Source organism: Sphingobacterium paludis (assembly GCF_004364125.1).
GTDB lineage: Bacteria > Bacteroidota > Bacteroidia > Sphingobacteriales > Sphingobacteriaceae > Sphingobacterium > Sphingobacterium paludis.
On sequence record NZ_SNZV01000001.1, the window covers coordinates 538,205 to 559,949 of the forward strand.

Here is a 21,745-nt window from a genome sequence, read left to right on the forward strand (position 1 = left end):
TGCAAAAGGCTATCGAGGAAGGCTTTCCGGCCGCCGCATACGATACTTCGTTGCTGTGATGCTGTGCAAAAAAGCAACTATGCTTTGAATCTCGGTCTTGCTCAAGTTTAGCTTCTTCATGAGTGGATCCGTGACCGGATAGTTGGGATCTGCCGCTTTTTGTTCCGGCGTTGCGGAATTCATTTGCATACCACTATTATACATGTTTAGCAAACCAGTCATATCCCAAAACAGCCCGTTGTGCATCCACGGGTCGGTGTTCATCACATCCCGTAGCGACGGTGTTCTGAACTTTCCAATATCTGCCGGATCATTTGTCACCAAGTAACGACCTAAATCTTCATATTTCCGCTTGTAGTACGTGAGGCCGACGTTATGGAAAGCGTCGTCCGTAAAGAATTTACCACTATGGCAGTTCATGCATCGTGCTTTTGTGCGGAATAGATGCAGACCCTGAATTTCTTGATCGCTCAGTGCGTTATAGTTACCTTCGATAAACTCGTCGAACCGGCTTCTGCGGCTCGCTAATGTTCGTTGGAAGGCTGCCAAGGCTTTCATGACCTCCGGCATCGCGTAGTCTTCGTCCCCGAAAGCGGCAATAAACAATTTGTTGTAAGCCGGAATAGCCTTCAATTTCGGAATAAGTTTAGACAGCTCCATGTTCATTTCGTGATGGGCTTCAATAGGGGCGAGCGCTTGCTCTTCCAGATTGTTGGCCCGACCGTCCCAAAACAGCGTTTTGCGAGCGTAAACGTTGAGTAGCGACGGCGTGTTCCGTGTGCCTTCCAGATGGTCGTTGCCGACCGGGACAGTGTTCTTATCGGCCCATGAAGTTTGTGGATTGTGGCAGCTACTACACGATATTTGGTTGGAGCCAGATAAAATTGGGTCGAAAAACAAATATTTACCCAGCACCACCGCCGGCGACTCCATGACCGCAAAGTAATGGCTATCGACCTTCGGTAACGAGCTAAACTCCTCCCAAGGGACACCAGCGTCTATAACCGGTGTCGGCCATTCTTCAATCGGACGCCTATATTGACTAGCCAAGGAGTCAAGCGAACCTTCCCAATACGCCAGCGGCATTTGGTTCATCCATGATACGGAAATAACGAGAAAGAGCACGAAGCCGATTGCTGCAATTTTATTCATTTTATGATGGTAATGCCGCAAAAATACAATTTATTTATAATTGATCTAAATTAATTTGTTTGTTTTACTATATTTGCAGACCTATTTAAAATCATTCAAAATAACAAAGGATGAAAGTAACGCAAAAAAATGCAGGATCGATCGTTTGGTTCGTCTGCATTTTTATATCCTCTTCGGTGTGCTTTTCGCAGTCACAAAATTTCATTGGAAAGGTTGTTGATGAGAATGGTCGGCCGCTTGCAGCGGCATCTGTAAAGATTGATGAGACAAATATCCAGTTGCATACAGACCAGCAGGGAACCTATGCGTTGACCATGTACACACGAGAGTTTGATCGTATCACCGTTCGTTATAGCTACCTCGGTCGAAATACAGTGACCAAGGTATACGACAGATTAACGTCTACCCAACTACCTGTTGTGGTGCTAGAGCTCACGAACTTATCGTTGGAGAATATTGATATTCAGGCAAAAGTGGGCGCCCAGAGTAATTCCTCCTTGGTTATTGACCGGGAGATGATCGAGCGTTATCCCTCCTTAAGTTTGAACGACCTTTTAAATTTCCTACCGAATAGGAAAATAGCGGCGCCGTCTGTACAAGGTATGCAAAACCTGACGCTCCGGGGTGCCTTCGATGCCCGAGCAGGCGCGGCACGAAATGTAGACGAGATGAATAATGCTTTTGGTACGGCTATTATCATTGATGATATGGTGCTGAGTAATAATGCGAATATGCAAAGTCGTAATCCAAATGTTAAAGGTTTGTCTAATGCCAACCTATCTATATCCAATCGGTATGGTGTGCGCGGCGACAATAGTGCGCAAAGTTACAGCGGAGAAAGTAGTTTCGGAGGGATAGATCTGCGGCAGATCCCAACGGAAAACATAGAACGGTTAGAAGTGATTTCGGGCGTAGCGCCCGTGCGCTACGGTGATATTTCGGACGGCGCCGTCATATTGGAGCGACAGGCAGGCCAAACGCCGGCCTTTCTGCGGATCCAAAGCCGCGATAATGCGACGTCATACGGTATTTCAAAAGGCTTTCGATTATCGCCAACGTTGGGCGATCTCAACGTAGATTTTTCGTATTTAAATTCCTATGCCGATAATCGAGATAAACTCAAGCAATATCGTCGGGTAGGTGGCAATGCGATATGGACGCTGCGCTATGGCAACGACGATAAATGGAAGCAAACGTTTTCAGCAACCTATAATAAAGTGTTGGATGGCGTTAATAAAGATCCGGATGACCCCGAATCTGCCGCTATATCGTTTGGAAGCTGGAATTTTAATGCATCCAGTCGCTTAGCTTACCAACCGAACGGCAATTTTCTAAAGCGGGTGGGCCTCAATCTAGGGATCCAAAACGCGCATCAAGTTTCCTATCGGGAGTCGTACTACAACGACCCCTATGTGCTCTATACAGACACATTGGGCACCGGAATCGTCGAGGGCATATATGATCAAGGGCAGTATACCGCGATTGAACATGTCGATGGCCGACCTTTGACGCTGAGTGCCCGCTTGGAAGCCAATGCCACTTCGATCTTTGCCGGTTTGAAGCATAATTTGAATTTCGGCGCGACAGTAGATTATTCAAAAAATAACGGTCTGGGCAGGCTGAGCGACCCTAGCCGACCACAGAAAGACATTAGCGGTTATTCCGAACGATACTATGATTTCTCCCTGTTACATCCAACGGTCAATATTGGTTTTTATTTGGAAGACCGAGTCCATGCTTCGCTGTGGAATCGGCCCTTGCAAGTGACAGCGGGGGTACGCTACGACTTACAGAACGGCCATCCATCATTTTCCCCCCGCACCAACATCAGCTATGTGCTTAGTCCCCACACCACAGTCGGGTTTGCATATGGGATGGCTTTTAAATCGCCCAGCCTGGCGCATCTCTATCCAGGGCCGACATTTCGGGATATCTTACTCCTCAATGCCTACAATGGACGAGTCAACGAGAGCACCAGCCGCATTTTCGTAGAACGTTACGATCCGACGAATGACCAATTAAATGCTCAGTTCTCCCAAACTTTTGAGACTACTTTTCGTTGGCGGAAGAATGGTCATGCTTTATCCATACATGCTTTTTACAAGCAGAACCGACGCGGAATAAATTCCGTGGCAGTCAAAAACATTAGATCGCTACCTCAATATAGTTCGACACCCGTTCCGGGGCAGAAGCCACAGGTGGAGATGACGGGTTTCCGTAAATACATGTATGACTTTTCGACCCTGCAAAATGCCAATGATCGAAATAATTATGGGGTTGAAATGATGTATGCCTCGCCAAAGATCGAATCGATCTTCACCTCTTTCGTGATGGCAGGTGGAATCACGATGGCGCATTCCAATGACTATTACAATACGCAAAAAGGATATAACGATTCGGGGTCTGATCCCAAAGACATCATTGTCGGTATCTTCCGGCCATTCCGGGATCGCAATTACTTAAGCAATGGTCGGGTTGGGTCGGTGACGCACCTGTCACATTTGCGCTTGGTGATTGAGTTGACGGCAGATTTTCAGTTCCTGAATACACGGCGATTAGCAGAGAGTCAATACATACCGATAGGTTATTACACACGTGATTTGGAATACGAGGCGATCACTTTGTACGACCCAGAAAACGTGAACCACCGCTTTCTATATGACATGCGACGGCTAGAAGTGGTTGACGCCAATGCTACTGCCGACCTTATCTTCGGAAACTTCCACTTGAATGTAGCGAAGGAAATTGGGAAAAGCCTTCGCCTTTCATTTAATGTATACAACTTTTTGGATTATCAACCCCGGCGGCGGCCTGCCGCAGGATCGTCGACGACTATCTTAACGCCTAACCCGCCTCCGAGTTACGGAGCACAGATTACATACAAGTTTTAACCCCCTCATCACACACTAAAAACAAATTAATCAGATGAAAAAAATCATGTTACTCTTCCTGGCCGTCTATAGTTTGGCCGCTTGTAAAAAAGATGGCCCAGATGCCGTCACCTCCAATTTAAATGTTGATCTGTCGTTCGCCAATACATCGTATAGAGAAGCCCTAAACAACAGTGAAGTAACGGTCCGGTTGAAGAATCTTCTCAACGGCGCTTTGGTGGAAAGCAAACATAAGCTGGGCGCCGTGCAATTTGCGTCGATCGCTTCTGGTGCTTATGATATTGAAGCAAGCATTTCCTTCACAAAAGATGAGTTTCTGAACCTCACCGGCGAAGATGCCGGTGGCGCAACGATCACGTTCAACGCCTCGGCTAAAAATGTCAGTATCACCAGTGATACGCAATTGCAATTGCAGCTTATCGCCGGAGTGAACGGTGATTTTGTGATTAAGCAAGTCTACTATGCTGGTTCCGACAATAGAGATGGCGCAAGCTTCCGCGATCAATTTTTTGAAATATACAACAATACCGATCGCGTGTTGTATGCAGATAGCCTGTATTTTGGTCGCTTGTGGGGCAAGCAGAGCGCAACCGATGCATCGCATCATTTCCAGGCAAATGGACAGTTGGATTGGAGCAAGTCTATCGACATGACCATAGGCGCAGCCGCCAATAGTGACTACGTCTATGCACGCGACCTTTTCATGATTCCGGGATCTGGTAAAGACCACCCTGTACAGCCGGGAGAAAGCATCGTTATCGCGCAAAATGCCTTGAACCACAAAGTTCCGTTTATCGGAAACAATGGTCGGGAAGTCACCGTACGCGATCCATCCCTTACCATCGATCTTAGCGGTGCAGATTTTGAAACTTATTTCGGTGACCTGCCTGGTGAAACACCTTTTGCTTCGGATATTGACAACCCCAATGTGCCTAATGTGCAGGTTATTGTTTACCAAGGCAACGATTGGTTGCTAGACGCGCTAGGCCGCGATAGTTATTATATTTTTAAAGGCCCAACACGACAAGACGTAACCGCTTTAAAAAAATACTATGCGCCGCTATTGAGAACGCCTTCTGTATCGGCGAGGGAGTATACGCAGATACCTGCCGCCTGGATTATGGATGGTTTGGACGCGCAACCGAATGTAGCGAGCAGCCAGATTCCTAAAAAACTGTTTCCCAGTATCGACGCAGGCTACACCTTTGTCACCGAGGGATCTTATTCCTCGCTTTCTGTCATGCGGAAAGTGGCCCGTGAAGAGGGCGGCCGTAAAATTCTGCAGGACACGAATAACTCGACGAATGATTTTGTGAGTGGGCGAGCTAATCCGAGAGGCTTTGCAAACTAACACAGGTTTAGGCAGGCGCTATATCGCGCCTGCCTGCTTAAGACGATAACGATGAGAATACCTTTTGTTTTATCCATTTTTTTCATAACGCTATGGAGCATGCGTGGCAGCGAGGTTCGAGCGCAAAGTACAGCCATAGATAGTCTCTCTCATGCTGCCTATGCACAATCGTATAGCTGGCAGCAGCTTTACCATTTCGCGGTGCTGAACAAGGTATGGTTAAAGGACGAAGTGAAGAACAACTTTAATCGCCTAGATGCAGATGCTTATTTGGCAAAGGGAAACTGGATCGATGCACAAGGAGCGACGCAGCTGCGTGCGCTCGAACTAAGTACGCAAGGCAAAACAAATGTGGGAGGCTTTTCCGTATGGGGAAAATTTAACTACTATCGCGCGATGGAGGATAGTACCCGGTTAAGACACCAAACGCGTATGCATACAGACGCGCCTGTGTATTTCGGATCCCTCAAAAACAACTACTACGAGCGCAATATATACAGCATGGAGGCTATTGTCCAATACTGTTTTGACCGGCAACGCTTGCCGATGACCGTCGGTGTGGACTATCGTGTAGGGAACCATTTTTCAAACAACGACCCTAGAGGCCGTGTAGCTGATTTTCAGTTTGATTTGTCTGCGGCAGTGGGGCGGGTATTTCCAAATGGAGATATACATGTAAATTTTTTATATGGCTATGGACGTGAGCGCGTAGGCGTTGGCTATAAAAACGATAAATACGCAAATAACACCGCTGATCCACTTTACATCAACTACTACATGAACGGGTTTGGTCGTGCGAAAGATCAGGTTCGCGATATACGCTACAATGATGATTTTATCCGATATGGTACCGACTTCTTGTTCTCGCGTGAAGTCTTTACAGACCACAAGGTATTTGCAAAAGCTGGATGGCGTTACGAGCAGCAGTTTTTTAAATTTTATGACAGTTCGCCCTTAACCTATACGCCACTAAATAAGTACAAGCGAAATGCTTATGACTTGGATGTCTTGTTGAAAACGAGCGCTTCCGATGCAAGTCCGCGCGTGTATCGATTGCATGCGGGTGTTGTTGACGGACGGGACTATAATTACGAAATAGCACAAAATAATTATGTGTACAGAAAGGAGACGTTGTTGCTCGAAGCTTCAGATCGGTTTAAAAATATAAGCATTAAAGCGGCACTTGGATACGAATCCACAGCTTCTGAAGATGGTTCTGTAGCCATTAGCTTAGCCTATAAAAGCCTTAAACCTGCTTTGGAGATCAATCAGCAAATACCATTGGCGGTAAAAGCAGCCATCATTCCTCGCATCTGTCTTTCATATAATCATGTATTGGATTCCGAATTTTCGCTTCCATCGGTGTTTATACCAACGTTTACGCAGACGATCATGCAACATAACCATCTTTATTACACAACATCATCATACCGGGTAGGGGCGGGCCTGGACTATCAGCTAAATAATGTGCAGTTCGGAAATGTGGTGCTCGGCGTGTATGCTGACTATTGGCAGCCCAGTACGAAAGTAAATGGTACCAATTATATTGCTATTCCCGGCGACGATCGCTTCCAGGCTGGCGTTAGGATAACCGCATTTTTTTAGTAAATCCTTTTGCCGCAACGGGAATGTACGCCGGTAATTGTACTCTTCGCGCTGTGGTTGGAAAACGTCCGGCCGCTATACATCTTTTAATTAGAAAGGTAATATAAAACCAATGTCCCTTGCTTATCGTTCCTTATCTATACGATCTATTGATAGTTAAATAATAACAGCATGAGTAAGCAATGGATATTAAAAAACAGGCCCGATGGGCTACCCAAAGACAGTGATTTTGAATTGAAGGAAGTTGAGCTGCCGGGATTGAAGCAAGGGGAGATTAAGGTAAGGAACAGCTATGTATCTGTGGACCCGTATATGCGGCCGAAGATGAGTGCGAACGAAGATAGCTATACCGAGGCTTATGCATTGCATGGTGTCATCGATGGTCTGTCGTTTGGTGAAGTAGTCGAATCGGCATCTGATAGGTTTGAGAAAGGTGATCTTGTGATTAATTTTTCTGGATGGGTTGATGAAGCTGTCGTCAGTGAAGATAAGGTCAAGAAAGTAGATATGCGCGGGCTGCCCGAGGTATATTTCATGGGCATCTTAGGGATGACGGGCGCCACAGCATATTTTGGTTTGTTGCACGTTGCCCGTGCGCGGCCGGGGGAAACCGTATTTGTATCTGCCGCGGCTGGCGCAGTAGGATCTACGGTGGTGCAAATTGCCAAGGCGATGGGCATGCTGGTTATCGGATCTGCCGGCGGCCGGGAAAAGGTGGAATTCGTTAAAAGTCTAGGTGCAGATCATGTGATCGATTATAAAGATGAAACGCCCGTGCACGAGCAGCTGAAAGCTTTTGCGCCTGAAGGAATTGATGTCTACTTTGATAATGTAGGCGGCGATCATCTGGATGCTGCTTTTGGCAATGCCAAAGTGGACGCTTGTTTTGCCATATGTGGCATGATCTCGGGATACAACAAAGCAGAAAGCTTGAGTCTCTATAATTTTTCGCAGGTCATCGCAAAACGAATACGGCTCCGCGGATTTTTGTATAACGACTTCGCGGCCAGCCTGCCCGAATTTGAATCGCAAATGGCGGTTTGGCTGAAAAAAGGGTTGATCAAGGAAAAGCATTCTGAAGTAAAAGGTATTGAAAACGTCGTCGAAGCTTTCAAAGGTCTGTTTGAAGGCAACAACATTGGGAAGATGGTCGTGAAAATCTGATTATTTGATGGCGCTCTGCGCCATATTTATAAAATAAGTTGTCGTCGACAAGCGATCAATTATCGTATCTTTAATGCTTGTATCGTCAAGAATGAAAGAAGCTTTATCATCATCATTTTATGATTTTTCCGCAAAATCTCCGGCTGGCAAAGAAATCGCTATGCGGGATTTCGAAGGGAAAGTCGTCCTTATTGTAAACACGGCCACGAAATGTGGCTTGGCTCCGCAGTTTGAGGGATTGGAAGCATTGTATCAGCAATATAAGGATCAAGGTCTCGTTGTGCTCGGTTTTCCATGTGATCAATTCGCCGGACAAGAACCAGAGACCAATGCAGCTATGGAAGAAACATGTAAAGTAAATCATGGCGTGACCTTTCGGCTTACCGAAAAATGTGCTGTAAATGGTGAGCACACACATCCAGTATTTAACTACCTTAAAGGCAAACTACCAGGCATATTGGGTAACCGAATAAAATGGAATTTTACCAAATTTCTGGTCGATCGACACGGTAAGCCGGTCAAACGGTTTGCGCCGATTACCAAACCGGCGAAGTTAGAGAAGGATATTGTTGATTTACTGAATAAGTGATTGCCCTGCTGTCGGTACAGCAAGGCAATCACTTGTTAAGGGTTCATATCTGTCAAGGAGAATCTCATGCGGTTTTCGTATCAGCCTCCGTGACCTTTTCCAGTTTGTAGACAAACTCGTCAAGCTTGGTTAGGGCATAAGAAGCTCCTTCCTGCAGTTCGAGTTCAGCTGCGGCGACTTTACCCAGATTAAGGACATGTGATCGATCTCCTCGATAGGAGAACCGGCACTCAAATTCATTGACGATAACAACTTTAACCTTTCTGGTCCGGTTTGGAAATAGCGATTTGAAATCTTTCGTAATGCGTATTTGGTTCTTTTTGACGTCGTCCGCCGTAATTTTATTGCCGCGCGATGGGAGCACAGCTTTCGTTGGCGTTTGGGGTTCCGGTTCTGCCGGCGCTGGAGGAGTAGCAGCGGACGATTTAACGATGATGTTTCGGATGTAATAGAGTCTGTTGCGCGATTTTTCATTGGAGCGCTCATCGATTTCAAAGTCATCCTTTCTTGATTTAAACAAATGAGAGATCTTCTCAAACCCGTAATTTCTCGCATCGAAATCTGGCTTTCTTTTCAAGATCAAGCTGCCTATCTCACCGAGAAATGCCCATCCATTTTCGTCGGCCGTGTCATCCACGGCATCCTTGAGCATAAGTAACGTGTCATCATCCAGCTCGCTGATGTCAAGCTCCTCGGGCTGAGCTGCTGGTTCGGCGCTCGCAAGATCGTTTCGCGTCGCAGCGACCAAGCTATCTTCGGGCGATGGGGCTTCCGGTGCCGGCGTTTTAGGCGTTGTATGGTTATTCTTCTTTGGGGTTTTCTTTGCAGGGGCGACTTTCTCCAAAATCTCTACATAGATAAACTTATCGCAGGACGCAATAAACGGCTTTGGCGTTTTGCGCTCACCAATACCGATGACCAATTTGCCCGACTCCCGTAGGCGTGTGGCCAAGCGGGTAAAATCGCTATCGCTAGAAACGATACAAAATCCATCCACCCGATCAGAATGCAAGATATCCATCGCGTCGATAATTAATGCCGAGTCGGTGGAGTTTTTCCCTTGTGTATAACTGTATTGCTGGATGGGGGTTATGGCGTGTATAAGTAGGCTGTTTTTCCAGTTCTCCACGTATGGTCTTGTCCAATCGCCATAGATCCTTTTGATGGTCGGAATTCCGTAGCGGTTTACCTCATTCAATATTTCCTCGATCTTCTTTGATGATACATTATCTGCATCGATCAGTATTGCTATTTTTAAATCTTTTTGATTTGCCATTATGCTCTTGTATGTAATACAATCTTTCCAGATTTCAATCCGGAATAGGACAAAATACGATATTCCCGACGTGTTTGCAAGTGCTACTATTCGGGCTTGGTAATCTGCATCAGCTCATCCTGACTGACGCTGACTACGCCCTGAACCTTTTTAAAATGAGCTATTGCTTTTTCGATCGATTTTGCTGTAGAAATTTGTATAGCCAGACCATGCAAGTTCTCGTAATCAAAAAGAAGTTTTGCATCATAGGCTTCCATAGCTTCGAGAAGCCTTTCTTTTCCTACCACAGGGTCGTAGTAGATAATTATATTGCTAATCGTTGTACTATACGGTAGCTAGCAGTCAAAAAACCTGCCAACACGTTTAGTCATCCTATCTTAACGGGCTTGTTTAAGACAGTTTTGCTAATCACCCAGCGTCTCTGGGATTCCTTACTAGGGGAGTTCGATGCGATACGAAACAATTGTGCGCGTACGGTTGTTATTTGGGAGACCAAAATTCTATAGCAGATGAAGGAAAGCATTAAAAAACTTACGGTATTAGGTAGTTTCAATCAGGTATTGATCTTTTTAGTGCTTTTATTTACCATATTACATTTTGCAAAATCTTTTCTAGTGCCCATCGTAACCAGCGGATTATTTGCTATGCTACTGGTTCCTGTATGCCACCGACTGGAGCATTGGGGCATGAAGCGCGGCTGGGCAGCGGTGTTGGTCGTGCTTGTCACGATGTTGATGATCGTCGGCGTGCTCTACGTTTTAGTGAAGGAACTTGTTGGTCTGGGCGGGGATTTAGTCATTATTGGCGATCGTGTCAGCGAGATGCTCGACCAGGGGCATGATTTTGTTTCGGATCGGTTTCATGTATCGAAGCTAAAGCAGAAGGAATACCTCAACAAACATATTGCGCAGTGGTCCAGCTCGGCGGGAAAAATGGTGGGTGGAGCCATTTTTTCCACCGTTTCCGTGTTAGGGAATATGCTGATCATTACCATCTACACCATTTTAATGTTGATCTACCGTATTCGTATCAAACGCTTCGTGTTTCAGCTGGTCAGTCAACACGCCGGATTTAATGAGGTGAGCCATGCCCGCAGCATCGTAGAAAAAATTACGAAGGTATCCAGTCTTTATGTAGGCGGCATATTTTTAGTTGTGCTTATCCTGTCCATCATTTACTTTGTTGGGCTTACCATTATTGGTGTAAATAACGCCCTATTTTTTGCTATTCTAGCGGCGTTGATTAACGTTATACCTTATATAGGCTCGGTGGCGGGCGGTGCTATTGTGGTGTTGTATACCTTGGTGACGGGGGATACGCTTACGTTGCCGATTGTGGTTGCCATCTTCTTTACTGCTGTGCAACAGCTGGATAGTTATGTGTTGACGCCGAAAATAACGGGCGGACAAGTGAAGTTGGGGCCCTTGTTTACGATTATGGTATTATTGTTAGGAGGGATGCTCTGGGGCGCGGCAGGTATGATTCTGTTTATTCCGCTGCTCGGAATTTTTAAAGTAATCTTTGATAATGTAGACCCGCTGAAACCTTACGGACATCTGATCGGTGATTAATTAGGACTCGCTTTCTTCCCCTTTTTTGGCTGTCAGCTTTCTGTAGTATAGAATACATTTTATGACAAAGTAGCTCAGCGCCGTAAGCATAGCGATCAGGCCGATAGCGATGGAGATGTAATTGATCGAGACGGATGTAAATTTGTGCGCCAAGCCCATAAACGTAAGGTGTAGCCCACCGTAAAAAAACGCCGTGAACATCAAAACCCGCTGTATGACTTTCCTCTTCAACCCTAAATAGCTTTGCGTGATAATAAAATATGCCTGAGATCCTTGCCCTTTGTTGTGATGGATTTCCGGTTTATAAACACCTGATTGAACCAAAGATATTACATTCGACATCGCTTTGCAAGAAATGTCGATGATTATCTGCATGAAAAAACCGTAATAAATTGATGAACAACGGATCTTTCCCCCAAAAAATAATAAAGGGAGATGTGATACGTTGTCTATGGCAATCGTTGCGATGTTTGTGTTGATGCGGTCGTTAAACGGAGATAGGTGATAACGCACTTGATCACGCAGTATGCGGTTGCGGTAAATATGAATAAGACCCCAAATATCAAGGATGAAAAATTAAACATATCTTCATCAAATTTCGACTCCAGACCTAGCCCTACTAAATTGATCCCAACATAAAAAAGGACGAATAATTTAATGAGTTTTTGTATTACTTTTCTTTCCATCGTATTCAGTTTATCATGTGAAAAAAACGATTAGCAATTTTGATAGAGCGAAACTATACGTTTTTTTTATTGGCTACAAATCAAGCTTTTAAAATGTAGTTTTTCATTTACACTCGATTTTGCTAGTTGAACAATTACGCGCCGAAATCGTTTGTTGTAAAAGATAATCAGTCACTTAATACAACACATATGTGGTCGCAAGAAGGAGATAAATGGCTATACGCCAGCTTTCGGTTTTCAGATTTTTCAGAAGCTTTTGCATTCGTAACGCGCGTCGCGATGCTGGCAGAAAGACATCAGCATCATCCTACCATTAAAAACACGTATAACAACGTCGAACTTTGGTTAAGCACGCACGATGCAGGGCATATCGTTACAGCGAAGGATACATTGCTTGCAGAAGCCATTACAAAATTAATCAACTAGTGTAGCCCTGGAAATGTTTTTTTTGGAATTGCTGGATCGGCAGTAGCGGTATTTTTGCGAAGACATTATGCAAAAAAAAAGGTTTTCAAACGGGGAGAATGAAAACCTTTAGCTAACCAATTATAAACCTAAATTATGATGAGACAAATATAGTGTATTTTATACACTAAGTGCAAATTTATTTTCATTTTTTTTCTAGGCCTCCCTTATCCAATACAAAAATCCCGGAATTTATGGTTCCGGGATTTTCAAGCTTTATTGTTAACCTAATTTATAAATAATGAATCTTACATCGTACACGTCGAAGCGACACTAAAGGTCCTGTTACCCAAAAGTTGGTGCTGCGGACAAAAATCTTGATCCATTTTATTATACGATTTTTTGATGCGTATCCGTTACGGATTTAAGGTCGCATTCAGCGTAATTTCAAAACTAAAAGCGCCACTTACCGGGCAATTTTCCTTTGCGCCTTTCGCAATTTGCTGAAATTGATCGTCCGTAATGTTAGGGACAGTTGCGGATAGCGTTAGCTCCGATTTTACAATTTTTCCGTTATCTAAGGAAATAACAGATTCCGTTTGCAGCTCTTCAGGAGTGAAGCCTGCTTCCGTCAAATCCAAGCTTAACTTCATGGTGAAACATCCGGCATGCGCAGCAGCCAGAAGCTCTTCCGGGTTGGTGCCAATACCATCGGCAAATCGACTATTGAAAGAATATTGTGTCTCGTTTAGGACTGTACTTTGTGTGGTAAGGTGTCCCTGTCCTTCTTTTACGGTTCCGTTCCAAACGGCGGTTGCTTTACGTTTCATAGAAATATAAATTTTGATTTGCCTGTAGAACAATCCAAATGAAAAATGGTGTGCGTGTTGTGCATAAAAAAATACCGTTGGCCTGTGCCATCCAACCTAAAATGGCTGTTGCGAATTGCCTTTTGCGTGTTGACATCGTGCTTTGCCATATTTATTATTATTTTTAAAGTAATTACTAACGACAGACGTCTTACTGAACATGGACGTTTCACAGCATTTAGAGATGGCAGACAGAAATTCCAAATCCGTAGCAGATTTGATTAAGACCTATAGCGGTCAGCTCTTACGTTTTGTGAAAGGCAGGGTAAAGAAAGATGAGGATGCGGAAGATATTCTGCAAGAGGTTTGGGTTCAGTTCAGTCGATTGACCAACATCGACGACTTGGAAAATGTCGGCGCATGGTTATACCGGGTAACGCGAAATAAGATTACCGATAACTACCGTAAAAAGAAGGTCGAAACGTTAGACGATATGCTCGAGGGAAACGACGAGGAAAGCTTTCCCATTCGCCAGCTTTTGATCGCAGATGATTCCCAAAATCCGGAACTTAAAATGTTCAAAGATATTTTCTGGGATGAGTTAATGAAAGCATTGGCTGAGCTTCCCGAAAAACAGCGGACTGTTTTTATCATGAACGAAATAGACGACATGACGCTGCAAGAAATTGCAGATCAGGAAAACGAGAAGCTGAAAACCATTATCAGCAGAAAAGGATACGCCGTAAAACATTTGCGTTTGCGTTTGCGGAGTTTGTACGACGAATTACACGATTAACATATACACCACATGGGATTTACAACTAAAGGAAAAAAGAAGGGCAAATTTGTATTTGTTTTCTTTGCAATAATTCTTGGTGCCGGCCTACTGTTAGCCTTGCTACAGTTTTTATGGAATGCCTTAATGACCGATATTTTTGGATTACGGGCAATCAGCTATTGGGAGGCCTTGGGACTGTTTGTCTTATCGCGCATGTTGTTCGGACGTGGCTTTAGCAAACAAAAAAAGGGTATAAGGCAGCGCGTCGAGCACGAAGATGCAATCAGCGAAGAGGATAAAGAAAAGTTAAAAAGCGAATGGCGCCGCCGATTTGAGGATCGTTTTAATTGCTAATGATACGTGCTGTGAAGGGACGAAGCATTTTCGGCCCCTGACCTTAGGCGCCGCTGATAACGCGCATAAATAAATACCGTTAAAGTTAGGCGCATTTAAAGTAAACAAGCAGCACAGGCGTCTACTTCCATAAAGGCCTTTAATAGTTTAAAATAAGAACCCGAGCATATCCAAATACGTCACTGCAGGACTCAACAAGATAGCTTCGCTGTTCACCATGATTTATTAAAATTAAAAAAATGAAAAACAGATTCAAACACGCACTACCCCGGTTATTGGGGGGAATGATACTCATCGGCTTGGTTGGTTTTCTACTTATAGCCATCGTCAAAATTATGCTGCTTATCGCATGCGCAGGCGCATTGGTCGCCTTGGCCATGGCCTATTTTTATAAAAAGCGATCAGTAGGTCAAAACCGTAAGTTTGCGGCCGACCATGCAGAGGCGAAGCATGTTTACGGCACGTTACATGCTATCATACCGGTGCCAGTATCTGGGCGCGCGGCTAAGCCAGCAATAATCCCTATCCGATAACCCTTTTATTTTTTTAGCCACTATGTTTAAAAGAGATCAACATATTCCCATGGATCAGCATCGGTCCAGCGTATGCAACGGAGGATTCCGTGAGCGATTGGAAAGAATACAGAAGCATTTATTTGATATGCACGCTACAGCAGGAGATCGGACACCGCCGATGGCGAAATCTGAAGTACCTGTTAATATTCTCGAGCACCCGGAATATTTCGAAGTCCAGTTATTTGCTGCGGGCCGAAAAAAGGAACTTTTCACGGTAGCTATCGAGAATGCTACCTTGTATTTGTCGTACGATGAGCCTACCGACAGCGATCCACTCCATTTCAGTTACCAGGAATATGCAGCATCTTCCTTCCGCCGCGCCTTTAAGCTGGACGAACACATGCTGACCGACAACGTTCAGGCAAGTTTCGAGGAAGGTGTATTGACTGTCATCTTACCTAAAAACCCCGAAGCGATAAAGCCTGCGAGGGTAGTGACGATAGATTAGACGGTATTCCCTTTGTATTCATTGAGCAACCTTCGGGTTGCTTTTTTTTATTTGTGCGCTGGGCAGGTTCCGCTTATCCTGCTCACAAATCGGGGAACTACCTTTGATGAAACTTTTTATGTAATTTAATTATACTAATTCTAAATAACAAAAGTTTGTTTATATTTGCCCAAACAAACCGCAGATTGTTGCCCTTTGGTACGGGGGACGATCCGGGAGTTAAGCGCATTTTAATACGTTAAATTACATACAATGAAATCATTACCTTATTTATTTCTTGCTTTTATTGCACTCGTGTTAGGCACACAACAGGCTTCAGCCCATGCTATTTGGTTGGAAAGCTCCGCAAAAGCTACGAAAGGACAGGCCCAAGAAGTCCGTGTGTATTACGGCGAGTATGCCACGGGCGAATTGGAAAAGATAGCTGCCTGGTATTCCGATCTAAAAGCATTGGAAGTCATAGTCGTGAAACCTGATCAATCCGAAGAAAAATTAACCTTGCAGGATAAAGGTGACCATTTCGTATCCAGCTTTACGCCAACGGAAGATGGTGTTTATCTTATCTACACCTCGCATCCTACCAAAGATCTGGGCGGAAAAACGCGCTATGAGTTTACTTCGCAAATTGCCGTTCAAGCGGGCAAGTCGAGCGCGGTAGCAAAAAGTAAGCTGCCCTACCAACTTACTGTAGGTACCGATGCGCCAAAAAAAGGCGGTAAAGTAGCACTCCATGTTACACATAATGGTCAGCCGGTGAAGGATCAGGATGTATTATTGATGTCCGAAGCAGGTTGGTCAAAAACTTTTAAAACAAATGCCGAAGGCATTGCGCTGGTTGATGTACTTTGGTCAGGAAAGTATGTGGCAGAATTTGGTCACAGCGAGGAGGTGAAAGGTACTTGGCATGGACAGGAATATACCGCGACTTGGCAAGGACTTACAACAAGTTTTTTAGTCAAGTAAGCAAGAGAACTATGGGTATGTTGTGCCGGAACCGCACGTTACGGCACAACATACGCTAGCACCTATTTATCTACATCCGTTACAGCGAACCCTGATAGCTCCACGTTATGTTTACCTTTATCATCCTTATTTTTTTCGCAGGCTTCCTTTGCCTGATGAACACGTCCAAGCGGATCAGCTGGCCGGAGAAGCATCCTTACCTGCTACGCATGAGTACGCAACTAGGCGCCTGTCGGCTTGTTACAGGAATCCTGTTTGCACTGGCTACGTTGCTAAGTATATTGTTATTAGGCATTGGGAGCGGAATTTTTAGTGCAATCGTTATGCTGATGGCCGTTGGCTGCGTTTGCGTGCTTTTTTTTCCGTTTCGGTATATCAGCCGTATCGGAATTGCTTCCCTATTCTTTATCAGTCTATTGTTCGAACTGCTGTTTTAAGCCATGCCAGCAAATAAAAAATACTTAACGAAGTCGCCTTTTCTACGCCTCAGTAAAATACTGGCAGGCACATGTGGTGGATACACCGTCATGATTAGCTTTCATCTCGCTATGTCCACATTTTTACCCAAAGATGCTGTAGTCGTAACATCGTTCATTCTCGGTTATGTCATGTGGGCATTTTTGTTGCTATGGGCGTTTGTGGCTAAAAACGTATGGCGTGTATGGCTCACCTACATCGTCCTTACGCTGCTCTTTTTAATACCTTATTTGTGCACCACAAATTTTAATTATGGATCCTAGAAAATATAATATCTATTTCCATACGCATACCATCAGCGGCATCATCATCGCTGCACTTCTCTATGTTATTTTTTTTGCCGGTTCCTTCTCTTTCTTCAAAGATAATATTACCGCTTGGCAAAAAGGGAAATCGACCAAGGCGGAACCGATATCGGCTGATTACAATTATCTGTTAGACTCACTCGGCAAGCAGTATGATCTGCGCGGTCGCAATATTGATTTCTTTTACCTCAAGCAAGCGCAAGGTGCTTACGTAAGTATGAGCACTTCGCAAGATACCATCATCAGCAAACCGAAAGCTACCGCGAAAAAAGAAGGTAGAAGAGGGCGAGGTGCTGCGAATGAGGATGCTGCGTATTTCTTGTATTACTTTGCTGATAAAACGCCGACGTCCTATGCGGAAGGGTACGACATGGGTGAGTTTCTGTATCGTTTGCACTTCCTCGCGCAATTAAACCAGTTGCCCATTCATATCGGTACACCATTTGGCTATTTGCTGGCTGGTATTGTATCATTCCTATTTCTGTTTGCGCTGATTACCGGCCTATTTCTTCATTGGGAGAAAATCAAGACGAATTTCTTCCTCTTCCGACCATTTAGTAAGTGGAAAACCGTCTGGACAGATATGCACACCGCCCTCGGGGTTATTGGCTTTCCGTTTCAATTCGTATTCGCGGTTACAGGCATCGTTCTTATCGTCAATTTTGTGCTTATTGCTCCGTTCAGCAAATTGTTGTATGAAGGAAATGAGGAACAGATCTATGAAGATATGTTGTTCAATAAAAATATCAAGGTTGACTACACCTACACTCCACTGGATAGTCCATTCGATCTGAATACTTTTGTGGCGAAATGGGAGTCTACCTGGCCGAACGCGACGATCTCGCGTATGTACATCCGCAATTTTCTGGATAAAAGCATGCAGATAGGGGTTGAATTCAAACCGAAATCATCCGCTGCCTTCTCTGGCTCGGGCTACGCCTTGCAGGACATTGCTTCAGGGAAGGTCCTTTCTTATAAATCTCCTACTGACGATGGTACGTATGTCGACGGTGTAAAAAGTCTAATCTACCATTTGCACTTTGGTGATTTCGGGGGCAAGCCTTTGCAAATTGTATTCTTTATATTGGGGCTAATGGGCTGTATGGTCATCATATCAGGCATCGTCATTTGGTTGGTTGCGCGGGATAAAACCAATGTGCCTCTTTACAAACGTAGATTTAATTTCTGGGCGTCGAATTTCTTTTTGGCCGGATGTCTCAGTATGCTGCCCGTCACAGCATTTACCTTCGTGATGCTCAAGGTGGTGCCCGTGATCAATCAATCGGTTATTTACCAGCTGTATTTCTATAGCTGGCTTCTGTTGGGCATTTATCTGATGGCGTTGCGCAACCTCGCGCGTATGAATCGGCATGTACTCGTGCTTTCCATCATCACCTGTTTCGCCGTGCCGATCGCAAATGGGATGCGTACAGGCCTTTGGTTGTGGAATACCTGGCGGATGGGTGCAACAGACATCTTTTTTATTGACATCTTATTCATCGTATTGTCGATCTGTTGCCTCTACGCCTTTCTCAAAATGAAAAAGCAGGCTAAGCCATTTCAGGTGTTGGCAAAGAAATAATGGTCTCGCCTTTTAGCGCGCCTATCGCATCTGCAAAAACCATAGCAGATGCGTTTTTTTTATGGGTGCGATGAATGGGTATGGGTAACGATAAAGGGCAGCCCGCACCTTGGTGAACTAAACGTTTTACTGCGTTTGCTTGTTCATCAAGAAAATAAGTACATATTATGGAACAAGTCACAGTAACGACAGAGAGAGGTATAGAAAAAACCACGAAGTTGAAGAACGGCGATGAGCTGCTGGAGATAGCGGCTTTGGAAAGTATAGATCAGTTGGAAAACCAAAGTATAGCCTACTACATCAACCACGAAGCTGTTGATCAACAGGCATACAGAGCGCGCTTGCGAGAGGGGTAGACTTACCTTGTTCAAAGGGTTTTTCATCCGCCTCCTGTTCGGTGTCTACAAATCGATTAAGCTATTGTTTGGTCGATGGGAATTCGATAATATTTTATATTTTTAGCGCGTAAATAACTATACATGGCATCAGGGATTTTTGCAATTTTCGACGATATTGCAGCTTTAATGGACGATGTTGCGGTAGCCAGTAAGGTGGCTACGCAAAAAACAGCAGGAATTCTTGGCGACGACTTGGCGGTTAACGCCGAAAAAGCGACAGGATTTCTCTCTTCGAGGGAGCTTCCCGTTCTCTGGGCGATCACAAAAGGATCCCTTTTAAATAAGGTCATTATTGTACCCATTGCGCTTTTGCTCAACGTTTTCTTTCCTATTGCCATTACGGTTATCCTGATTTTAGGGGGATTCTATTTGGCGTATGAAGGCGTTGAAAAAATAATCGAATATATCTTTCATCGGTCCAAGACCGGCGAAGAAGTGATCGAGGAGCGCAAGGAGAATGGTACAGACCTCGAAAATGCCAAGATCAAGTCAGCCGTCATGACTGATTTTATTCTGTCCGTAGAAATTGTGATTATCGCATTAGGTACGGTGCTGGATCGCACGCTTACTGTGCAAATTTTGACGGTATCTGTGGTTGCACTTGTTGCTACGGTAGGCGTTTATGGGATAGTTGCTTTGATTGTGCGGATGGATGATGCCGGGTATGCGCTGATCAAAAAATCCGACGATAAGGGCTTTTGGTCAAAATTAGGTCACCTGCTGGTGAAGTCGCTTCCCATCATTATCAAATCATTGGCTGTCATTGGTACGGTGGCTTTGATATTGGTATCTGGTGGTATTTTCGTACATAATATTGCCTTTTTCCATGATCTGATGCCCGGCCTCCCGTCTATTGTAAAAGAAATAGGCATAGGTCTGCTCGCAGGGCTAGCGGTTGTCGCGGTAGTCAGCATCTTTAAAAAGCTATTTAATGGTCGTCCTACAAGGTAGGGCATAAAATGCTTCTGCATGTAAAAAGCATGGGCGGTTAAACGGGAGAAGTGATCGTGCATGGTGAATCGGTTGAACGGCAGGCTGCTCATTGCTTATGGAGTTGCTGATGCGGTGTCGATGATCTCCTGCGTCTTTCTTGCGAAAAAAAACATCGAAATAAGCTGAGGCCCTAGCCTTACGGTTTTAACCTGTTCTTACTATTGCTTGCTTATATTTGAATGATGAAAGAAAACAGAGTAAAAAGTGCGGTGGTTTTGAAAGAGGTTGTAGACGATTCCCATAAATTCAAGCCGCTTCCATCGCCTACCGGCCCATACCCGTATAGGCTGGGTCTGGAAGCCGTAATAGCGGATGCGGCGGATACGTTTAAGGATAAAATTTCGTTCCATATGCTTGGCGATACAGGAAGCCCAAGATACTCTTCATTTCAAGCTGTGGTTGCTCATATTTTAAACGGACAGAGTAACCGGGAGGTACATGCCGAGAACACGCCAGCTTTTCTATATCACCTTGGCGATATTGTATACAACCATGGCGAAGCATCGGCTTACCCTAAACAATTTTTAGAGCCATATGAACGCTACGAGGCGCCTATCTTTGCGATTGCCGGCAATCATGACGGCGATATCAATCCCGAGAGTGAACAACCTTACGAGAGTTTAGCGGCATTTATGGATGTCTTTTGCGATACGGAACGTAGGCTCATCGCCTTTGGGAATGGAAGTGTCCGTGAAAGCATGATCCAACCGCATGTGTATTGGACATTGGAAACGCCGACTGCTCGTTTTATTGGTCTTTATCCCAACACGCCAAAGCACGGCGTAATCGATGCCGAACAACGGGCTTGGTTTATCGACGAGCTCAAACATGCCCGCAACTACCGTGACGAGCAAGCGATCATCGTTTGTATACATCACGCTCCATTTTCCGCCGATACGAATCACGGCTCCAGTGTGAAGATGATAGACTTTTTGGAAAGTGCATTTAAGGAAGCTGATACTCGGCCCGACATCGTGTTCAGCGGACATGTGCACAACTATCAGCGCTTTTCCCGCACCTATAACGATGGGCAAACCGTACCCTTTATTGTAGCAGGTGCGGGCGGCTATGTAGATCTGCATCGTGTGGCAACGACCGATGACCAATTCGTCGAAGACATTCAGGTCAAAGAGGGGACGATTTCGCTAACATCTTTTTGCGAAGATCGGTATGGGTTCCTGAAAGTAAGTGTCGAGCGCTCGGCGGATGGATTACTTATACACGGCGAGTACTACATACTGCCCGAAGCAGTAAAAGATTTGCAAAGCGTAGCGCCATCCCTATTTGATCGGTTTTCTGTGGTAATCAATCGGGATGCGCAAACATCGGACGTCGTTTCTGAATATAGAGCATAGCTTGAGTTACCTTATTTA

At 44.8% G+C, this 21,745-nt stretch carries 23 protein-coding genes; 18 read left to right on the plus strand and 5 right to left on the minus strand.

Going from position 1 to position 21,745, the window contains the following annotated elements; genetic code table 11:
- Positions 1-9: 9 nt before the first annotated feature.
- Positions 10-1,152 (minus strand): cytochrome-c peroxidase, encoded by a 1,143-nt coding sequence (locus tag B0I21_RS02225; protein ID WP_133638697.1) that lies wholly within the window; start codon positions 1,150-1,152, stop codon positions 10-12.
- Positions 1,153-1,262: 110 nt separating this feature from the next.
- On the opposite strand from B0I21_RS02225, the gene B0I21_RS02230 reads away from it, so the two are divergent.
- The 5 genes from B0I21_RS02230 to B0I21_RS02250 all read left to right on the plus strand — a co-directional run bounded on the left by B0I21_RS02230 (position 1,263) and on the right by B0I21_RS02250 (position 8,752).
- Positions 1,263-4,043, plus strand: coding sequence for a TonB-dependent receptor domain-containing protein (locus tag B0I21_RS02230; protein WP_133638698.1), 2,781 nt, complete (start codon positions 1,263-1,265; stop codon positions 4,041-4,043).
- A gap of 34 nt (positions 4,044-4,077) precedes the next feature.
- Entirely contained in the window at positions 4,078-5,394 is a 1,317-nt protein-coding gene (locus tag B0I21_RS02235) for a DUF4876 domain-containing protein (protein ID WP_133638699.1), read from the plus strand.
- Positions 5,395-5,445: 51 nt separating this feature from the next.
- A complete protein-coding gene (locus B0I21_RS02240; protein WP_133638700.1) occupies positions 5,446-6,999 on the plus strand; it encodes a DUF6850 family outer membrane beta-barrel protein in 1,554 nt (517 codons plus the stop codon).
- Positions 7,000-7,170: 171 nt separating this feature from the next.
- Positions 7,171-8,163, plus strand: coding sequence for an NADP-dependent oxidoreductase (locus tag B0I21_RS02245; protein ID WP_133638701.1), 993 nt, complete (start codon positions 7,171-7,173; stop codon positions 8,161-8,163).
- 91 nt (positions 8,164-8,254) lie between these two features.
- A complete protein-coding gene (locus tag B0I21_RS02250) occupies positions 8,255-8,752 on the plus strand; it encodes a glutathione peroxidase (protein WP_208292245.1) in 498 nt (165 codons plus the stop codon).
- A 64-nt stretch (positions 8,753-8,816) separates the two neighbouring features.
- Here B0I21_RS02250 and B0I21_RS02255 read toward each other — a convergent pair whose 3' ends face one another.
- Together B0I21_RS02255 and B0I21_RS02260 are read right to left on the minus strand one after the other, a co-directional pair.
- Positions 8,817-10,028 carry an NYN domain-containing protein gene (locus B0I21_RS02255; RefSeq protein WP_133638703.1) on the minus strand — a complete coding sequence of 404 codons (1,212 nt, stop codon included), beginning with the start codon at positions 10,026-10,028 and terminating at the stop codon, positions 8,817-8,819.
- Between the two features lie 86 nt (positions 10,029-10,114).
- Entirely contained in the window at positions 10,115-10,315 is a 201-nt protein-coding gene (locus B0I21_RS02260) for a hypothetical protein (protein ID WP_133638704.1), read from the minus strand.
- Between the two features lie 222 nt (positions 10,316-10,537).
- On the opposite strand from B0I21_RS02260, the gene B0I21_RS02265 reads away from it, so the two are divergent.
- Positions 10,538-11,599: an AI-2E family transporter gene (locus B0I21_RS02265; protein ID WP_133638705.1), complete on the plus strand. Its 1,062-nt coding sequence runs from the start codon at positions 10,538-10,540 to the stop codon at positions 11,597-11,599.
- Here B0I21_RS02265 and B0I21_RS02270 read toward each other — a convergent pair whose 3' ends face one another.
- Positions 11,600-11,941: a hypothetical protein gene (locus tag B0I21_RS02270; RefSeq protein ID WP_133638706.1), complete on the minus strand. Its 342-nt coding sequence runs from the start codon at positions 11,939-11,941 to the stop codon at positions 11,600-11,602.
- Between the two features lie 470 nt (positions 11,942-12,411).
- Here B0I21_RS02270 and B0I21_RS02280 point away from each other — a divergent pair, with 470 nt between their 5' ends.
- Positions 12,412-12,711 carry a 4a-hydroxytetrahydrobiopterin dehydratase gene (locus B0I21_RS02280; RefSeq protein ID WP_262708451.1) on the plus strand — a complete coding sequence of 100 codons (300 nt, stop codon included), beginning with the start codon at positions 12,412-12,414 and terminating at the stop codon, positions 12,709-12,711.
- 395 nt (positions 12,712-13,106) lie between these two features.
- On the opposite strand, the gene B0I21_RS02285 is transcribed toward B0I21_RS02280, so the two are convergent.
- On the minus strand, positions 13,107-13,520 hold the full coding sequence (locus tag B0I21_RS02285) for an OsmC family protein (protein ID WP_133638709.1): 414 nt from the start codon (positions 13,518-13,520) through the stop codon (positions 13,107-13,109).
- Between the two features lie 223 nt (positions 13,521-13,743).
- On the opposite strand from B0I21_RS02285, the gene B0I21_RS02290 reads away from it, so the two are divergent.
- The 11 genes from B0I21_RS02290 (at position 13,744) to B0I21_RS02340 (ending at position 21,727) form a co-directional block, all read left to right on the plus strand.
- Complete coding sequence (locus B0I21_RS02290) at positions 13,744-14,295, plus strand: RNA polymerase sigma factor (protein ID WP_243835921.1); 552 nt, start codon at positions 13,744-13,746, stop codon at positions 14,293-14,295.
- A gap of 12 nt (positions 14,296-14,307) precedes the next feature.
- Positions 14,308-14,631 carry a hypothetical protein gene (locus tag B0I21_RS02295; protein ID WP_133638711.1) on the plus strand — a complete coding sequence of 108 codons (324 nt, stop codon included), beginning with the start codon at positions 14,308-14,310 and terminating at the stop codon, positions 14,629-14,631.
- A 239-nt stretch (positions 14,632-14,870) separates the two neighbouring features.
- The gene (locus B0I21_RS02300; RefSeq protein WP_133638712.1) at positions 14,871-15,164 is read left to right on the plus strand and encodes a hypothetical protein; all 294 of its coding nucleotides are present in this window, start codon (positions 14,871-14,873) and stop codon (positions 15,162-15,164) included.
- A 22-nt stretch (positions 15,165-15,186) separates the two neighbouring features.
- Positions 15,187-15,654, plus strand: coding sequence for an Hsp20/alpha crystallin family protein (locus B0I21_RS02305; protein WP_133638713.1), 468 nt, complete (start codon positions 15,187-15,189; stop codon positions 15,652-15,654).
- Between the two features lie 252 nt (positions 15,655-15,906).
- Positions 15,907-16,617 (plus strand): DUF4198 domain-containing protein, encoded by a 711-nt coding sequence (locus B0I21_RS02310; protein WP_133638714.1) that lies wholly within the window; start codon positions 15,907-15,909, stop codon positions 16,615-16,617.
- Between the two features lie 107 nt (positions 16,618-16,724).
- Positions 16,725-17,054 (plus strand): hypothetical protein, encoded by a 330-nt coding sequence (locus B0I21_RS02315; protein WP_133638715.1) that lies wholly within the window; start codon positions 16,725-16,727, stop codon positions 17,052-17,054.
- A 3-nt stretch (positions 17,055-17,057) separates the two neighbouring features.
- Positions 17,058-17,357, plus strand: a complete 300-nt coding sequence (locus tag B0I21_RS02320; protein ID WP_133638716.1) for a hypothetical protein — start codon at positions 17,058-17,060, stop codon at positions 17,355-17,357.
- On the plus strand, positions 17,347-18,981 hold the full coding sequence (locus tag B0I21_RS02325) for a PepSY-associated TM helix domain-containing protein (RefSeq protein ID WP_133638717.1): 1,635 nt from the start codon (positions 17,347-17,349) through the stop codon (positions 18,979-18,981). Before B0I21_RS02320 ends, B0I21_RS02325 begins: the two co-directional genes overlap by 11 nt.
- A 167-nt stretch (positions 18,982-19,148) precedes the next feature.
- Positions 19,149-19,337 carry a hypothetical protein gene (locus B0I21_RS02330; RefSeq protein WP_133638718.1) on the plus strand — a complete coding sequence of 63 codons (189 nt, stop codon included), beginning with the start codon at positions 19,149-19,151 and terminating at the stop codon, positions 19,335-19,337.
- Between the two features lie 123 nt (positions 19,338-19,460).
- Positions 19,461-20,330, plus strand: coding sequence for a DUF808 domain-containing protein (locus B0I21_RS02335; protein ID WP_133638719.1), 870 nt, complete (start codon positions 19,461-19,463; stop codon positions 20,328-20,330).
- 224 nt (positions 20,331-20,554) lie between these two features.
- Positions 20,555-21,727, plus strand: coding sequence for a metallophosphoesterase family protein (locus B0I21_RS02340; RefSeq protein WP_133638720.1), 1,173 nt, complete (start codon positions 20,555-20,557; stop codon positions 21,725-21,727).
- The last annotated feature ends 18 nt before the right edge of the window (positions 21,728-21,745 follow it).

Coding starts and splice junctions, on each gene's coding strand:
- B0I21_RS02225 (WP_133638697.1), bottom strand. CDS start 1,152: ATGAATAAAATTGCAGCAATCGGCTTCGTGCTCTTTCTCGTTATTTCC.
- B0I21_RS02230 (WP_133638698.1), top strand. CDS start 1,263: ATGAAAGTAACGCAAAAAAATGCAGGATCGATCGTTTGGTTCGTCTGC.
- B0I21_RS02235 (WP_133638699.1), top strand. CDS start 4,078: ATGAAAAAAATCATGTTACTCTTCCTGGCCGTCTATAGTTTGGCCGCT.
- B0I21_RS02240 (WP_133638700.1), top strand. CDS start 5,446: ATGAGAATACCTTTTGTTTTATCCATTTTTTTCATAACGCTATGGAGC.
- B0I21_RS02245 (WP_133638701.1), top strand. CDS start 7,171: ATGAGTAAGCAATGGATATTAAAAAACAGGCCCGATGGGCTACCCAAA.
- B0I21_RS02250 (WP_208292245.1), top strand. CDS start 8,255: ATGAAAGAAGCTTTATCATCATCATTTTATGATTTTTCCGCAAAATCT.
- B0I21_RS02255 (WP_133638703.1), bottom strand. CDS start 10,028: ATGGCAAATCAAAAAGATTTAAAAATAGCAATACTGATCGATGCAGAT.
- B0I21_RS02265 (WP_133638705.1), top strand. CDS start 10,538: ATGAAGGAAAGCATTAAAAAACTTACGGTATTAGGTAGTTTCAATCAG.
- B0I21_RS02270 (WP_133638706.1), bottom strand. CDS start 11,941: ATGTCGAATGTAATATCTTTGGTTCAATCAGGTGTTTATAAACCGGAA.
- B0I21_RS02285 (WP_133638709.1), bottom strand. CDS start 13,520: ATGAAACGTAAAGCAACCGCCGTTTGGAACGGAACCGTAAAAGAAGGA.
- B0I21_RS02290 (WP_243835921.1), top strand. CDS start 13,744: ATGGCAGACAGAAATTCCAAATCCGTAGCAGATTTGATTAAGACCTAT.
- B0I21_RS02295 (WP_133638711.1), top strand. CDS start 14,308: ATGGGATTTACAACTAAAGGAAAAAAGAAGGGCAAATTTGTATTTGTT.
- B0I21_RS02300 (WP_133638712.1), top strand. CDS start 14,871: ATGAAAAACAGATTCAAACACGCACTACCCCGGTTATTGGGGGGAATG.
- B0I21_RS02305 (WP_133638713.1), top strand. CDS start 15,187: ATGTTTAAAAGAGATCAACATATTCCCATGGATCAGCATCGGTCCAGC.
- B0I21_RS02310 (WP_133638714.1), top strand. CDS start 15,907: ATGAAATCATTACCTTATTTATTTCTTGCTTTTATTGCACTCGTGTTA.
- B0I21_RS02315 (WP_133638715.1), top strand. CDS start 16,725: ATGTTTACCTTTATCATCCTTATTTTTTTCGCAGGCTTCCTTTGCCTG.
- B0I21_RS02320 (WP_133638716.1), top strand. CDS start 17,058: ATGCCAGCAAATAAAAAATACTTAACGAAGTCGCCTTTTCTACGCCTC.
- B0I21_RS02325 (WP_133638717.1), top strand. CDS start 17,347: ATGGATCCTAGAAAATATAATATCTATTTCCATACGCATACCATCAGC.
- B0I21_RS02330 (WP_133638718.1), top strand. CDS start 19,149: ATGGAACAAGTCACAGTAACGACAGAGAGAGGTATAGAAAAAACCACG.
- B0I21_RS02335 (WP_133638719.1), top strand. CDS start 19,461: ATGGCATCAGGGATTTTTGCAATTTTCGACGATATTGCAGCTTTAATG.
- B0I21_RS02340 (WP_133638720.1), top strand. CDS start 20,555: ATGAAAGAAAACAGAGTAAAAAGTGCGGTGGTTTTGAAAGAGGTTGTA.